Below are 14,276 nucleotides of genomic sequence, written 5' to 3' on the forward strand. Positions count from 1 at the left end.
GCGACGTCCACGAGGCGCGCGCCAACGCCGCGCCGCCCGCCCCCGCCCGGCGCGCCGCACCCCCGGAGACCGAGCACCCCCAAGGCGCTGCCCCGCGCACCGCGCCCGCACCGCCGCAACACCGGGAACGCCCCGGCGACGCCCAGGAGACGCGGAGCGACCGGGCGCTGCCCGCCCCGCACCGGCCTCCCGCGCCGCCCGAGATCGAACGCCCCCACGCCGCGGCCGCACCGGCCATGTGGCCGGAGGCGCCCGGCGACGTCCGCGGCGGCGCCTCCTCGTCCGCCGGGCCTACGCGGGTCGAGCGGTTGCCGGATCTGTCGGCGCAGGGCGGCCCCTGGGAGGCCTCGCTCCCTGCTCCGGCGGCGCGGACGTCCGGCCAGTGGAGCGTGCCCTGGGACGGGACGGCATCGCCCGCACAACCCGCACAACCCGCACAGCCCTCGCAGCCCGTCCAACCGGCTCAACCGGCCCAACCGGCTCAGCCGCCGTACCCGGCCGCGCCCGCCGAGGCGGAGAAGCGGAAGGGCAAGCGGCGCTGGCTCGTCGTCGTCGCGGCCATGCTGGTCCTCGTGGCCGGAGTCGTGGCCGGGCAGCTGCTGCGGCCGCCGCCCGACCCGACGGTGCGGATGACCCTCGCGTCGAGCCACACCTTCCCCGGCCAGGCCCCGGCGCTGCCGTGGCCCGCGGTGGGCCAGGCGGTGCTCTACGTGGACGGGGTCGGGACGATGGGCTCGTCCGGCGGGGCGGTGCCGACGCCCACGGCGAGCGTCGCCAAGGTGATGACGGCCTACGTGTACCTGAACGACCACCCGCTGAAGTCCGGCGAGGCGGGGCCGGTGCTGACGGTGTCACCGCAGGCGGCGGCGCAGATCCCGGCGCGCAAGCGGCGCGGCGAGTCGCTGCTCGGAGTCACGGCGAACCAGCGGCTGACGCAGCGCAAGGCCCTGGAGGCCCTGCTCATCATCTCGGCGAACGACGTGGCGCACGAGCTGGCGCGCTGGGACTCCGGGAGCGACCAGGCGTTCGTGGCGAAGATGAACGCCGCGGCGAAGCGCCTCGGCATGACCGGCACGCGCTACACCGACCCGAGCGGCTACCACTCCGGCACCGTCAGCACGGCCGCCGACCAGGTGAGGCTGCTGCGGGCGGCGATGGAGATCCCGGCGTTCACCGAGATCGTGAACAACCGGATGTACGTGCCGGACGGCGGCGGCTCCCCGCGGCAGGGCGGCAACTTCATCCTGGGACGCAACGGCGTGGTCGGCGGCAAGACCGGGTACACGGACGCGGCGGGCGGCAACTACGTGTTCGCCGCGCGCCGGGACGTCGGCGGCACGCAGACCCTGATCGTGGGCGCGGTGATGGGGCAGCGCTCCCCCAGCGCGGCCGACGCCGTCAACACGGCGGAGGGCATCCTCGTCGCGGCCGAGCAGGCCATGGTCGCGGTGCCGCTGGCGCGCCCCGGGCAGAGGGTCGCCTGGCTGGAGGACGGCCTCGGCGGCCGCAAGGCGCTGACCGCCGCGTCGCCGGTGAACGTCGTCGGCTGGCCCGGCCTCACCGTGCCCGTCCGCTTCGACGGCGACCCGCCCGCCGAGCCCGCGCGCGGCACGAAGGCCGGTGTCGTGGAGGCGGGCGCCGCCCGGGTGCCGGTGGAGGTCGGCACGGGACGGCCCCCGTCCATCGTCAAGCGGCTGACGCGCCTCGGCTAGGCGCGTCGGGGGTCACGCGTACAGCGCCGACAGGAAGCGGATCAGCAGGGCCTCGCGGGTGGCGGACGGCAGGGCGTCCAGGATGGCGTTGACCATGGCCATCTCGGGCTCCGCGCCGCCCGCGAGGTCGACGCCGACCGACGCGAGCAGCCCCGCGAATCCGGCGTCGTCGAGGCTGTCGAGGTCCAGGCCGGCGAGCGCGTCGACCAGGCCGGACGGGACGTCCGGCGGCCCGGCGTCGCGGGCGGCCTTCACCGCGTCGGCGAGCGCCGCGAGGAGCGCGTCGACGTCGCTGACTCCGGTGAGCGTGAAGTGCAGGTTCGGCGGGATGCCCTGGTAGGACAGCTGCGGCTGGAAGAACCAGCCGCGTGCGCGGGCCTCGTCGGCGACGACGAACACGTCCAGCGCCGGATCGGTCGAGGCCACGGCGACGAGGGGGGCGGCGGGCTCGCCGAGCACCCGCAGGCCCGGGATCCCGGCGACGCCCGCGGCCAGCCGCTCGGCCGCCGCCATCGCGGACGCGGCGAGGTCGCGGTAGCCGCGGGCGCCGACCGCCATGAGGGTCGCCCACGCCGCGCCCAGCGGCCCGGCGCTCTTGCTGCTCTGCACGCCCGCGTTGATGACGGTGTAGCCGGGCCATTCCGCGGACGCGAAGTAGGCGCGGCGGCGAAGCGACTCGTCCGCGAACAGCACGACCGATGCCCCCTTGGGCGAGTAGCCGTACTTGTGCAGGTCGCAGGACAGGGACGTCACGCCCGGCACGGACAGGTCGAACGGCGGGACGTCCCGTCCGGCGTCGCGCAGCCAGGGCAGCACCCAGCCGCCGACGCAGGCGTCCACGTGGCACGGCACCCCGGCGGACGCCGCGATGGAGGCGATCTCCGGGACGGGGTCCATGACGCCCTGCGGATAGGACGGCGCCGACGCGACGACCAGCACCGTGCGGGGCGTGAGCGCGGCGGCGGTCGCGGCCGGGTCGGCGCGGAACGCGTCGTCGACGGGAACGTGCACGACCTCAAGGCCGAGATAGTGCGCGGCCTTGTGGAACGCGGGGTGCGCGGTCGTCGGCAGGACGATCTGCGGCGTTCCCTCCACCGGCCGGGCGTCCCGCGCCGCCTTCACCGCCAGCATGATCGACTCGGTGCCGCCGCTGGTGAAGACGCCGGTGCCGCCGCCCAGCTTGTCCGCGACGCAGCCGACGATCTGTCGTTCGAGCGCGACGATGCTCGGGAACGCCGTCGGGTCCAGGCAGTTGACCTCCAGCATCTCCTGGTAGGCGGTGGCGGCGAGGTCGTGCACGGCCTCCCGCCCGGTGTCGTAGACGTAGGCGGTGACCTGGCCGCCGCGTACGGGCAGGTCGGCGCTCCGCAGACCGGCGAGTTCGTCGAGCAGTTCGGCGCCGGGGCGCCCGGCTTCGGGAAGGCGTTCAGACGGCATGTTCCGGTGTTCCCTCGATCGGGCGGTGGACGGCGGCCTGCCGGCGGTAGGCCAGCAGGAGGGGGACGCTGAGCAGCAGCAGAGCGGCCGGGACGAGCGTGAACCCGGCGGTCAGCCCGGTGAGGGCCGACTCCGGCTGGACGACGGGGGTGTCGAGGTCGGAGGACTGGAACGACGAGGCGGCCAGGATCAGCGCGAACACGCCGGGCCCGAGGGCGAGCGCGCCCGTCTCCGCCGCCGTCCACAGCCCGGTGAAGGCGCCGGACTGCGCGTGGCCCGTCCGCCCGGCGTCGGCGTGGACGGTCTCGGGCATCAGCGACAGCGGAAGCAGCTGCACAGCCGCGTAGCAGACGCCGACCAGGGCGCTGAGGGCCAGGACCCCGGCGGTGGAGGTGATGAGCGGGTAGGCGGCGACGCCGGTCGCGGCGAACACCACCAGCGCCGCCGCGTAGCAGCCGACCTCCCCGTACCGGCGCGCCAGCCACCGCCACAGCGGGACCGCGAACGCGCTCGGCGCGACCATGCAGACGAACATCGCCGAGGTGAGCCCGTAGTCGTCCAGCCGGTACGTCGCGACGTACGGCGCGCCCGCCAGCATGATCGCGACGGCGAGGGTGTTCCCGACGTGCGCGCCGAGCAGCAGGAAGAACGGCCGGTTGCCGCGCGCGGTGCGCAGCGCGGCGGCGAGGCCGAGCGGGTGCGGCCCCGGGCGGGACGGGATCCAGCGGGTGGCCAGCGTGCTCGCCACCATCGCCGCGCCCATGACGAGCCCGATCACGGCCCCCATCAGGGCGTATCCCGCGCGCCCTCCCCCGGCGGCGCCGGTCAGGACGGGCGCGAGCCCGCCCGCGACCAGGATGCCGACCGTCAGGCAGACGACCCGCCACGCCATCGCCCGGCCCCGCTCGGACGGCTCAGCGGAGATCTCCGCGGGCAGCGCCACGTACGGCACCTGGAAACACGCGAACGCACTGGCGGCCAGCAGGAACATGAGTGCGGCCCAGCCGGCCGCGAACCCGGGCGAGTCGACCGGCACGGCGAACATCGCGGCGAACAGGACCGGCAGGGTCAGCGCGCCCAGCAGCAGGAAGCGGGTGCGGCGGCCCGTCCGGACGGCCTCGCGGTCGCTGGCGGCGCCGACGACCGGGTTGAGGAGCACGTCCCAGGCTTTCGGGACCACGAGGACGGCCCCGGCGATCGCGGCGGACACGCCGAGGACGTCGGTGAGGTAGTAGAGGAGCAGGAGGCCGGGGACCGAGGAGAACACGCCGGTGCCGATCGAGCCGACGCCGTAGCCGAGGAGCCGCCGCCGGGGCAGCGCACCGCTCATCCGGGGCTGCCGGCGGGCGGGCTGATCGCCGCGGCGACCGTCCGGCGCATGTGGGCGCGGAACCGGGCGACCGCCTCCGGGTCGTCCAGTTTCCGGCGTTTCCCCTGCTGGTCGAGGAGGCCGCCGGAGCCGAACCCGTGCGTGCACCAGACGACCGTCCACACGAGGAAGTCGAGGTCGACCTCCTCACCGACGACCCCGCGGACGGCCCCGCTGACGATCTCCATCAGCGGCCGGACGTAGTCGTCGTCGAGATGCGCGACGTCGGCGGCGTCCGACAGCCAGCGGTGCATCCACAGTGCGGGGATCTCGGGCCGCGCCATGCAGAGTTCGACGTACCGGTCGACGAGGGTGAGGACGCCCTCCAGGTCCGGGGTCATCTCGGCGAGGGCCTCCTCCAGCACCTGCCGCTCGGCCCGGTGGGCGCGCTCCATGACGATGAGGTACAGGTCGCGCTTCCCGCCGACGTGGTAGGCCACGGTCGCGACGTTCAGCCCGGCGGCCTCGGCGATCATCCGGGTGGACGTGCCGTCGTAGCCGAGGGCCGCGAACAGCCGGGTGGCGGCCTCGATGATCCGGTCTCGTCCGGAGTCGGTGCTGCTCATCCGCCCAAGCTAGGCGCTCCGACCGTCCCGGTCAATCGTTTGATTGAGCCGCCCCCGGGGGCCCGGAGAGCCGGACGGTCAGCACCATCTCCAGTTCCAGCCGCAGCTCCGGCTCGTACATCCGTTCACCGAACAGCTCCTCCAGCTGGTGCAGCCGGTACCGGACGGTCTGCGGGTGGACGTGCAGCCGGTTCGCGACCTCGGTGGCGTTGAACCCGTTCTGCAGGCAGGCCAGCAGCGTGCGCATGAGCCGCTCGCGGTGCCGGGGCCGGACCTCCTTCAGCGGCGCGAGCCGCAGCTCGGCGACGGCGCGGACCAGCTCCTCGTCCTTGAAGACGACGAGCGCCGGCATGTGCTCGGCGCAGCGGATCAGCCGGTCGGACGGCAGGACGCCGCGGCGCGCGAGCGGCAGCGCCTCCCGGGCCCAGCGCAGCGACCTGGCCGCGTCCTCGGTGCGGACGGTCGGGCCGAGCGCGGCGACCCAGTCGCGCAGCGCCGACTCCAGCATCCGGCCGCGCCCCGGGCCCTCCGGGTCGGGCACGAGGAGGCAGGGTTCGCGGCGGTCGACGTCGGCGAGCACGTCGGGCGGCAGGGACGGGTGCGAGAAGGGCCGCCGCCCCCGCTCGTACAGGACGACGGCGGCGACGGTGCGCGGGACGCGCCACCGGGCGAGGCGGGCCAGATCGGCGACGGCCTGCGGGGCGGCGGGCGGCTCGGCGAGCAGCAGGTCGAGCAGCCGGCGGCGTCGGTGCTCCAGCTCGCCGGCCTCCTGCTCGCGGGCCTTGGTGTAGCCCTCGGTGGCGGCGCGAGCGATCTCGTCCAGGAAGGCGAAGATCGCCTCGGCGATGCCGGCGAGGGTGCGGCGGGAGATGTCGTACCGCTCGGACTCGGCGGCGAGCCTTCGCCAGGCGACGCGGGCGCCGAGCCGCAGCGAGGTCTGCAGGATGTCCAGGTTGCGGCCCTCGCGCGCCTCCGCCCAGCCGATCTCCCGGTAGACGGCGGCGACCGGCTCCCAGGAGCTCTCCGGGTCCATGATGAGGTCGACGAACTGGCGCAGCGCGCCCTCGACGGCCAGCCGGACGAGGCGCGCGTACTCCTCGTCCTGCGGGCGGGAGTACTCGGGGATCCCGGCGAGGATCTCCTCGATCATCTCCTCGGCGAGGGCGTCCAGATGGGGCCGGAACACGGTGGACAGCTCGCGGGGGACGCCGGCCCAGGGCTCCAGCGGCGAGCGCTGATCGAGGCTCGTGGTCACCGTTTCGCACCTCCCGCTCCGGAAGCTACCGACGCCCGGCCCGGGAGGCTGCACGACGCGGCGCGCATTGCGCCGCGTCACTTGTCAGCGGACTGACAAACCCTCCGCGTCCCGCCGGAGCGCCGTGCCGACCGAGCCTCACGCACGGCGGGGGCTCGGGGCGGCGAACACGGCCGCGGCGCCGAGGGCGAGGTAGATCAGCCCTGTCGCGTACCGCTGCCGGCGCCGGAACGCGGGACGGGCCCGCAGCCACGTCCCGATCGAGCCGGCGGCGACCGCGTACACGATGTCGGCGGCCAGCCCGATCAGCGCGGTCGCGGCCCCCATCACCGCGATCTGCAGCGGCACCGCGCCCGCGTCCTGGTCGACGAACTGGGGCAGGAACGCGAGGAAGAACAGCACGACCTTCGGGTTGAGGACGTTGACGAGCACGCCGTCCAGGTAGACGCGGTGAAGCGGCCGCGGTTCGAGGTCGGGCTCGCCGGCGTCGTGGCGGCCGCGCAGCGCCCGGTACGCGAGGTAGACGAGGTAGGCGGCACCCGCGTAGCGAAGGAACCCGAACGCCGTCGCGGACGCGGCCACGATCGCGGACAGCCCGCCCGCCGCCGCGGCGATGTGGACCAGCGTGCCGGTCTCGACCCCGAGCGCGGACGCGATCCCGGCGCGGCGGCCCTCCCCGACGCTGCGCGCGGTGATGTAGAGGTGGTTCGGACCCGGGATGGCGACGAGCGTCAGGGCGGCCAGCAGGAACAGCAGCGGGTTGGTCATGGAGGCACGCTAGGACCGGATTGGCCCGTCCTCTAGGTCCAATCTCCGTCGAGCATCATGGACCAATCAGCTTGGGGTGGGGGCGGCGAACGCGCCGGCCAGCACGAGCCGCCCGGCGGTGCGGACCATCGCGGCGACCTCCTCGGCCGGCTGCCGCAGCGACGCCAGGCTGATCAGCGCGGCGAGCAGGATGTGCCCGAGGACGATCTCGACGTCGTCCCGCTCGGGCACCGGGTCGCCGATCGCCGTCGAGAGCCGGTCGCGCAGGAACAGGAACAGCACGGTGCGGTCGTCGTCGACGCTGGAGTCGTCCGAGGTCACGGCCTGGATGATCGCCGACGTCAGGGTCGGCTCCGCCGCCGCGACGTACACGATGCGCTCCAGCAGCGCGGTGAGGCGCTCCTGCGGGGTGTCGCCGACGGCGAGCGCGTCGACGTCGTCGGTGACGCGGTGCGCCCACGTCGCCGCCACCTCGGTGAGCAGGTGGTCCTTGGTGGCGAAGTACCGGTAGACGGTCGCGCGGGCGACCCCGGCGCGGTCGGCCACGTCGTGCATGGTGACGGCCGGGTAGCCGCCCTCCAGCGCGAGCTCGCGGGCCGAGTCGATCAGGCGCTCGCGCCGCGCCTGCTGGTCCTTGCTCAGCGTCCGCGTGACGGTGAACCGCGCCTCGCCGCTCAAATCGTCCTGCCTCTCCGCCTGGCCCGCCTCGCCGTGACCGTTCCCCATTCTTCCGTACATCGCCCCCTAACGCGCCAATCCCGGGCGTATGCCCCTTTACCGACAGCGCGTCCCGGTTCACGATAGACCTACCGCTTGCTTGGGTGAGACGCTAGTCTCGACTCACGTCTCTCCCCTCCCGCCCCCGAGGAGCGAGCCCATGGACATCGACCTTCTCGACGGCGAGATGTACGCCACCGACCCCTGGTCCGTCTACGCGAGGCTCCGCGCCGAGGCGCCCGTCTACCACGACGCGGAGAACGGGCTGTGGGGCGTCGCGCGGCACGCCGACGTGTTCGCGGTCGAGCGGAACCCCAAGGTGTGGACGAACTCCGGCGGGTACCGCCCGCAACTGCCGGCCGACCCCTCGATGATCGGGCAGGACGACCCCGAGCACGCGCACCGGCGCCGCATGGTCTACCAGCGCTTCACCCCGCGCGGTGTCTCCCGCTACGCCGACCGCATCCGGTCGACCGCCGTCGACTGCATCACCGCGGCCCTTGAAGCGGGGACCGTGGACGCCGTCCCGGCGCTGGCCGCTCCCCTGCCCGCCCGCGTCATCGGCTGGCTCCTCGGCTTCCCCGAGGACATGTGGCCGCGCCTCGTCCACTGGTCGGCGACGGCCGTGTACGCGGGCGGCGGCCTGCGCTACATCACCGACGACGCGACGATCGCCGCTGGGGAGTACGCCCTCGCGGTGCTGGAGATGGCGAAGGACCGCCGCGCCCGCCCGACCGACGACCTGCTGTCGATCTGGTCGAACGCGGGCCCGGACCAGCCCGCCTACGACGACGAGCACCTCGCGCACGAGGCCCTGCTCCTCCTCGTCGGCGGCGCGGAGACGACCCGCACGGTCATCGCGACCGCCCTGGACGCCCTCATCCAGAATCCGGCGCAATGGCGGAAACTGCGCGACGACCCGTCCCTCATCCCGGACGCCGTCGAGGAGTTCGTCCGCTGGACCACCCCGATCCTCAACATGTGCCGCGTCGCCGCCACCGACGCAGAGATAGCGGGCGTGCGGATCCCGGCGGGCGGCCAGATCCTCCTGATGTACGGCTCCGCCAACCGCGACGAGTCGGTGTTCGAAGCCCCGGACGTCTTCGACGTGACCCGCCGCCCGGGCGACCACATAGCCTTCGGCCTGGGCCCCCACTTCTGCCTGGGCGCGTCCTTGGCCCGCCTGGAACTCCAGATCTTCTTCGAAGAGTTCATAGCCCGCGTGGACACGGCGGAATGGGCCGACGACGAGGGCCCCCGAATCCTCCGCAACGCCTTCGTCAGAGGCGTGACCGAATTCCCGGTGACCCTGACGCCCCGCTGACCGGCTACGCGAAGGGAACCAGGGCCGGCCGCCGCGGGACCTGGCGCTCGTGACGCCGGTCGAGCCTCGCCGGGGAAGGGGCTATTGGCCGGTTCGCCGGAGCGCTTTGCCGAGGACGGCGCGGATGTGGTCCGGATCGGCCTCGTCGTCGTCGAGGAGGATGGCCGCGCACAGGCCGTCGGACACGGCGACGAAGGCTTCGACCGCGTCCGGGTCGTCCGTCTGCGTTCGGGCGAGTTCCGCGACGTTGTCGCGCCAGCGTCGCGCTACCGGCCGCAGGGCGGGCCGGCGGGCGGCCAGAGTAGACAGCTCCCGTTCGGCAAGGGCGCGCTCCCGGCCCGGACCGGCGGATTCGGCGATGAGCCGGGCGAGACCGCCGACCGGGTCGTCGTCGGACTCGATGAGGCGGCGTATGCGCCGGGTGTACTCGTCCGTGACGCTGCTCAGGGCCGCGACCAGGAGGTCGTCCAAGGTCGCGAAGTAGTAGAGGGTGAGGCTGGTGGTGATCCCCGCCTCCTTGGCGACGCCGCGATGGGTGACACCCGTGGCGCCGTCCCGGCGGATGATCGCCAGGGTCGCCTCGATGATCTGGGCCCTGCGGCGTTCACCGCGCGCTCTCCGCCCGTCAACGGTGCCGTGCTCAGCCGCCATCCTCGCGCTCACCCGTCGTCGCCGCTCATGCTCGTCGAGGCTATCGGCTCCGCCTCACGATCAGCGGCCCCGAGGGGCCGCAGGTGGCGCAGTGCCGTGAAGCAGACCAGCGAAGCGGCCGCCACGGCGATGCCCGCCACCGCGGCGGCGGTGTTGAGTCCGCTGGTGAACGCGGTCCTCGCGCCGTCGAAGGCCGCGGGCGGCAGCCGGTCCGCGACGGACGAGGCTCCAGAGAGGCTGTCTCGGTAGGTGTCGGCGTCGGACGGCGTCAGCCCGGAGGGCGCCTCGACTCCGCTCCGGTACAGCACGGTGGTGAGGCTTCCCAGGAGCGCGACTCCCACCGCGACGCCGAGTTCCTGAACGGTCTCGGAGAGCGCGGCCGCTGATCCGGACTTCTCCGCCGGCGCCGCGCCCACGACGATGTCGGTACCGAGCGCGGCGATGACGCCGAGTCCGAGGTACACGAACGCGAATCCGGCGATCACGCTGGGCCTGCTGCCGGTCCCGGCGAAGGCGAGCAGCACGTATCCGGACAGCGACAGGGCCAGCGCGGCCGCCATGACGACGCCGGGTGACATCCGGCCTGCCAGGAGCGGGGCGCCGATGGCGCCGACGAGCATCGCCAGTGCGGGCGGCCCCATCCACAGCCCCGCCGCCGTCGGCGAGAGGCCCTCGACGAACTGCAGGTACTGGGTGACCAGGAACATCACCCCACCGAAACCGACCAGACCGACCAGCAGGACGGCCAGCGCCGCGCGGAAGGCCCGGCCGGTGAAGAGCTTCATGTCCAGCAGCGGCTCGCTCAGGCGCAACTGGCGGCGGACGAACGCGACCGCGGCGCCCCCGCCGACGAGAACGGCGGCCGATGCCCGGGCGTCGAGGCCGTGGACCGCCGCGTGCTTGAGCGCGTAGGTGACCGGCAGCATCGCCGCGAGGGACAACCCGACGCTCGGCAGGTCGGGACGGCCGCCGGAGGTCCGGTACTCCGGCAGCAGCGCCGGCGCGCCGGCCAGCACCAGCACGGCGACCGGCACGGCGACGAGGAAGGCCGCACCCCACCAGAAGCCGGCGACCAGCGCACCGCCCGTGACCGGACCCGCCGCCATCCCGAGGGCGAACATCGTCGCCCACACGCCGATCGCCAGCGCCCGCTGCCGGACGTCGGCGAACATGTTGCTGATCAGCGACAGCGTCGACGGCATGAGCGTCGCGCCGGCCACTCCGAGCAGTGCCCGCGCCACGATCAGCCACAGCGCGCTCGGAGCGAACGCCGCGAAGACCGAGGCCGCGCCGAACGCCGCCATCCCGATCATCAGCAGTCGGCGCCGTCCGACCCGGTCCCCCCACGTCCCCATCGTGATCAGGAAGCCCGCGATGAAGAAGCCGTAGGCGTCCATGATCCACAGCGTCTCCGTCGCGGTCGGCTCCAGATCCGCGGACAAGCTCGGAACGACGAGGTAGAGCGCCGTCACGTCGAGCCCCAGCAGCAGGGTCGGCAGCGCGAGCAACGCGAGCCCCGCCCACTCGCGCCACCCTGCGCGCACCGACCGCTCCATGCACACCACGCCCCGCCGTCAGTAGTTGAACGAACGTACTACTTGTACCATGGTTCAACTTGTGACGCCGGCGAGCACGTCCGGAGAGACCCGCGACCTCGCGATCCCCACCACCGAGAACCAGGCCGTCGAAACCGTCGCCCTGGACCCCGAGGCCGCTTCCGTCAGGTCGCCGGTTGGACGGGTTGGCGGAGGACGGTCTTGAACTTGGCGGGCTCGGTGCGGCGGTGGTCGCCGAGGTAGATCTCGTGGTGGGGCCCGGACATGCGCAGGCCGTTGGCGGCGAGGTACTCGTGGTGGAGCCTGGCGAGCGCGGGGCCTTCGTCGTCGTACGGCCCGACGTGCAGGAGCTGGGCGCAGGTCCCCTCCTTCAGGGCCTCCCGACGGACCTCGGCGATCGCGGGGAGGCCCTTCTTCGCCAGCGCGGCCCGCTTGGCCTCCTCGATGACGTCCTCGGTGATCCAGTCGGGCTGGCTGATGAGCATGCGCCACTGCCAGGCGTCCTTGACGCGGGTGACGAACACCTCCGGGTCGTCGGCCCACCACAGCCCTTCGAGCGGCCCGACGACGAAGTCCCGGCCGAGAGCCTTGCTGTCGAACTTGATCGTGTAGGCGACGGCGTAGAGCGCCTCGACGGCACGGGCGTAGTCGTCGCTGGTGTTGGGGTCGCCGCTGCCGTCGACGGCGATGAACTGCTGCGCGGGCACGTCGACCAGCGCCCAGTCGGTGTTCCTGGGCGCGTAGCACTGCTTGAGGTCTCGTTTGACGTCATAGCGGTCCATTGCCGTCTGCCTTCTTCTCAAGAGATCGGTCGTCGACTAGGGCTGCCCGGTACTCGGTCAGCCATTGCTGCTCGGCAGCCAACTGGCCCAGCGCGTAATCGAAGGTGGCGCGGACGAAGTCGGGCACGTCAGGCTGCGCGTCGCGGGTCGCCCTGATGGCGGCCGTCCTCTCCGCCAGGGCGGCGGCCCGCTGGTCGAGCGCGGCCCGCAGGCGCTCGGGCGGGATGACGGGCTGGTTGGCCAGACCGACCAGCAGCGGCGGGAACACCGGCCGCAGTTCGGCCACCGCGGCCTCGGCAGCCCGCGCGCAGGCCCGGTACCCCTCCGGCGTCGGCCCGTAGACCCGGCGGGCCTTCCCCCGGCCGCCCTGCGGCGCGTCCACCTCGGCGATCAGCCCGCGGTCCCGGAGCCGGGTCAGCAGGTAGTAGATCGAACTGAAGCCGATCTCGGTCCACTCGCGCATGCCCCGGGCGTCGATGACGTCGTCCAGCTCGTAGCCGTGCCTCGGCTTCTCCACGAGCAGGCCGAGCAGCGTCAACTCCGCGGGCGTCAGGTCAGCGGCCACGGAGTTACTCTAGCGCTAGAATAAAGCGCTGCGGTCCGTCACTGGGGAGCGGGCCACTCCTCGGCCAGGAGCGCGTAGGAGAGACCGTCGAGCCATCCCCTGGTGCGGTGGAGAGAGTCCTTCACCGTGTGCTGTTCGCGGCGCATCCCCACCCGCTCCATCAGCCGCCACGAAGCCTCGTTGTCGTAGAAGCACTCAGCGTGCAGGCGGCGCAGGCCAAGGCTCCCGAAGGAGAGGTCGATGAGGGCGCGTACCGCTTCGGTGGCGTAGCCCTTGCCGCCGTAGGAGGGGTCCAACGTCCACCCCAGCTCTCCCTGGACGCCTTTCGCCTGGTCAGCGACCTCCTCCTGGGCCCAAGCGTCCTGGACCTGCAGCGTCAGATCGCCGATCACCCGGCCGTCCAGTTCGATGATGAGCAGGTCCGCGAGCCGGTCCTCGCGGAGAAAACGCTCACGGTAGTCGTCGTGGGACTCCGTGGCCGCCGTGACCCATTCCTGGGTCTCCGGCCGTTGCCGGTAGACCCAGGTCGCGTCCACGTCGTCGGGGGCGGCCCGGCGCAACAGCAGTCGGCCGGTGGAAACCGGCCAGTCCAGCGTGTCAAGAGGGTGGCGCATGGGCCTCATGCTGGCAGAGGGCCGTGGAGACGCACAAAAGTGCCGGGAGACCTACGGAGGCCGCAGGCGGCGCACGACCCGTTTCATGCCGACCACGGTCCGGTACCGATCCCGGGCCTCGAACTCCTGCCAGCTCCACACGGTGGGGTGCCCGGCCTCGGCGCACAGGTGCAGGATCTGGTCGTCGCCGGCGACGACTCCCACGTGAGCGCCCCACGCATTCCGGGTGGCGTTGAACAGGACCAGGTCGAGAGGACGTGCCGTTGTCACCCGCTCGGTGGATTCCACATCGTCCCAGAGGTCACTCGACCGCAGGTCAGGCGGGTCGAGTCCGAACATCCTGAGCACCTCATAAGCGAACAGCTGGCAGTTGGCCCCATCGGCGAGCCCGGGCCGGTCGGTCACCAGAGGTGACCCCGGAAAGCGCGCACCGACATACGGAGTGGCCCACAGACCATCCGGCAATTTCTTCAGCACGGCCCCTCCGGTGACAGTGCGTTAAACGGCGCGGTCGAGGTGGGACGTGAGGGTGCTCGACTCACGGGCTTCCAGGAGTTCGTCCCAGTGCTCTTCCGCCCAGGCGCAGGCGGCCGCCATCGGTTCGAGCATGCTGCGGCCCAGCGAAGTCAGTTCGTACTCCACGTGCGGCGTCGCTTCGGCGTAGACGGTGCGCTTGACGAGGCCGTCGCGTTCGAGGGACCGCAGCGACTGGGTGAGGACCTTGGGGGTGACGCGGCTGAGCGGCACGCGCAATTCGGAATACCGGCGGGGCCCGTTCTCAAGGCAGCGGATGACGAGCCCGGCCCACTTGTCACCGAACCGGATCGGGTTGAGCGAGGACGGGCACAGCTCGTCGAACATGTCGGCGGGCAGGGGTTCCCTCATGGCCTCACGATAGCGGGTATCCAGGCGGTAACCACGGCCCCCGATAGCGTCCGCGCAGCGGTCGGGCACAGGAGC

Annotated in this window: 15 protein-coding genes; 2 read left to right on the forward strand and 13 right to left on the reverse strand. The window is 73.0% G+C overall.

Translation table 11 applies throughout. The features are described 5' to 3' along the window. Positions 1–1,712 (forward strand): D-alanyl-D-alanine carboxypeptidase family protein (locus tag ABWI04_RS22950; protein ID WP_353833728.1); only part of this gene is annotated, 1,712 nt, incomplete at its 5' end. A 12-nt stretch (positions 1,713–1,724) separates the two neighbouring features. Here ABWI04_RS22950 and ABWI04_RS22955 read toward each other — a convergent pair. From ABWI04_RS22955 to ABWI04_RS22980, 6 genes are all read right to left on the reverse strand, one after another. Next, entirely contained in the window at positions 1,725–3,149 is a 1,425-nt protein-coding gene (locus ABWI04_RS22955; protein ID WP_353833729.1) for a pyridoxal phosphate-dependent decarboxylase family protein, read from the reverse strand. Next, the gene (locus tag ABWI04_RS22960; RefSeq protein ID WP_353833730.1) at positions 3,139–4,479 is read right to left on the reverse strand and encodes an MFS transporter; all 1,341 of its coding nucleotides are present in this window, start codon (positions 4,477–4,479) and stop codon (positions 3,139–3,141) included. Before ABWI04_RS22960 ends, ABWI04_RS22955 begins: the two co-directional genes overlap by 11 nt. Then, positions 4,476–5,084, reverse strand: coding sequence for a TetR/AcrR family transcriptional regulator (locus ABWI04_RS22965; protein WP_345181583.1), 609 nt, complete (start codon positions 5,082–5,084; stop codon positions 4,476–4,478). Before ABWI04_RS22965 ends, ABWI04_RS22960 begins: the two co-directional genes overlap by 4 nt. A gap of 31 nt (positions 5,085–5,115) precedes the next feature. Then, positions 5,116–6,339, reverse strand: coding sequence for a PucR family transcriptional regulator (locus ABWI04_RS22970; RefSeq protein WP_353833731.1), 1,224 nt, complete (start codon positions 6,337–6,339; stop codon positions 5,116–5,118). A 138-nt stretch (positions 6,340–6,477) separates the two neighbouring features. Then, on the reverse strand, positions 6,478–7,107 hold the full coding sequence (locus ABWI04_RS22975; protein ID WP_345181588.1) for a LysE family translocator: 630 nt from the start codon (positions 7,105–7,107) through the stop codon (positions 6,478–6,480). Positions 7,108–7,173: 66 nt separating this feature from the next. Then, positions 7,174–7,833 carry a TetR/AcrR family transcriptional regulator gene (locus tag ABWI04_RS22980; protein WP_345181590.1) on the reverse strand — a complete coding sequence of 220 codons (660 nt, stop codon included), beginning with the start codon at positions 7,831–7,833 and terminating at the stop codon, positions 7,174–7,176. Between the two features lie 151 nt (positions 7,834–7,984). Here ABWI04_RS22980 and ABWI04_RS22985 point away from each other — a divergent pair, with 151 nt between their 5' ends. Then, positions 7,985–9,148: a cytochrome P450 gene (locus ABWI04_RS22985; RefSeq protein ID WP_345181592.1), complete on the forward strand. Its 1,164-nt coding sequence runs from the start codon at positions 7,985–7,987 to the stop codon at positions 9,146–9,148. Positions 9,149–9,229: 81 nt separating this feature from the next. Here ABWI04_RS22985 and ABWI04_RS22990 read toward each other — a convergent pair whose 3' ends face one another. From ABWI04_RS22990 to ABWI04_RS23020, 7 genes are all read right to left on the reverse strand, one after another. Next, positions 9,230–9,799 carry a TetR/AcrR family transcriptional regulator gene (locus ABWI04_RS22990; protein WP_345181594.1) on the reverse strand — a complete coding sequence of 190 codons (570 nt, stop codon included), beginning with the start codon at positions 9,797–9,799 and terminating at the stop codon, positions 9,230–9,232. 8 nt (positions 9,800–9,807) lie between these two features. Then, positions 9,808–11,355, reverse strand: a complete 1,548-nt coding sequence (locus ABWI04_RS22995) for an MFS transporter (protein WP_353833732.1) — start codon at positions 11,353–11,355, stop codon at positions 9,808–9,810. A gap of 164 nt (positions 11,356–11,519) precedes the next feature. Beyond that, positions 11,520–12,137, reverse strand: a complete 618-nt coding sequence (locus ABWI04_RS23000) for a GyrI-like domain-containing protein (protein WP_345181598.1) — start codon at positions 12,135–12,137, stop codon at positions 11,520–11,522. Then, positions 12,124–12,702, reverse strand: a complete 579-nt coding sequence (locus ABWI04_RS23005; protein WP_353833733.1) for a PadR family transcriptional regulator — start codon at positions 12,700–12,702, stop codon at positions 12,124–12,126. Before ABWI04_RS23005 ends, ABWI04_RS23000 begins: the two co-directional genes overlap by 14 nt. A 38-nt stretch (positions 12,703–12,740) precedes the next feature. Further along, a complete protein-coding gene (locus tag ABWI04_RS23010) occupies positions 12,741–13,316 on the reverse strand; it encodes a GNAT family N-acetyltransferase (RefSeq protein ID WP_353833734.1) in 576 nt (191 codons plus the stop codon). Positions 13,317–13,367: 51 nt separating this feature from the next. Then, entirely contained in the window at positions 13,368–13,793 is a 426-nt protein-coding gene (locus tag ABWI04_RS23015; RefSeq protein ID WP_345181603.1) for an NlpC/P60 family protein, read from the reverse strand. 21 nt (positions 13,794–13,814) lie between these two features. Further along, positions 13,815–14,201 carry a winged helix-turn-helix transcriptional regulator gene (locus ABWI04_RS23020; RefSeq protein WP_345181605.1) on the reverse strand — a complete coding sequence of 129 codons (387 nt, stop codon included), beginning with the start codon at positions 14,199–14,201 and terminating at the stop codon, positions 13,815–13,817. Between the last annotated feature and the right edge of the window lie 75 nt (positions 14,202–14,276).

The organism is Actinomadura sp. NPDC000929 (assembly GCF_040492065.1).
Taxonomy (GTDB): Bacteria; Actinomycetota; Actinomycetes; order Streptosporangiales; family Streptosporangiaceae; genus Spirillospora; species Spirillospora verrucosospora.